Origin of the sequence: Shewanella sp. 10N.286.52.B9, from assembly GCF_002873635.1 — a bacterium.
In the GTDB taxonomy this organism is placed as follows: Bacteria; Pseudomonadota; Gammaproteobacteria; order Enterobacterales; family Shewanellaceae; genus Shewanella.
Genome location: NZ_MCTY01000179.1, coordinates 1 through 583, shown reverse-complemented (window position 1 = coordinate 583; position 583 = coordinate 1). Strand labels below are relative to the sequence as shown.

General features: G+C 45.6%; 1 pseudogene. It reads left to right on the top strand.

Annotated features, from left to right (window positions below):
- Nucleotides 1–513: pseudogene (locus tag BCU91_RS12805) on the top strand (integrase); the annotation flags it as partial.
- Between the last annotated feature and the right edge of the window lie 70 nt (nucleotides 514–583).

Sequence of the window (583 nt, the reverse complement as noted above, 5' to 3'; positions counted from 1 at the left end):
GTAGCGTGTTTTGAGCTGATTCAGAAAATCATTCGCGTCGAAGAAGCCAGACATGAGGATGATACCAAAGATAAACTGATTGCGGTTGGCTCTGAGCAAGATGTCAGCCATGCCTTGAAATTTATCGAAACCGACTCTGAATTACTGCACTTATCGCTGCTTTGTGATGACGCGGAGTTTTACCCTGATTTACAGGACGAACTGCGTAAAACCCCTGTTATTCAAAAGCGCTCGATGCAACTCAGTCGTGTGCTGATGAAAAAAGGCGTTGAGCCGATTTTCATGGAAATGGACGACAAACAACAGCTCATCGCCGCCAATGCTATGCTGCGCCAAATGGCGAAAATTGCTGACCCTGACGACAAGCTCGAAGGTTACCGTAAGGTGGCGAGCTACATAGAAGCGGGTGAATACCTGACTGATAACAAGCTGTTCTCTGAGGGCATTCATGCTCTGACTGATAAAGCCATTAATCTAGATGGCATCGCACTACCGAACTTATTGGAGGACTAATGGAACTCGATATTGATGTTATTCTGACTGACTTAAAAGAAGGTAAAGTGCCTCGCACGCAACAAAACCT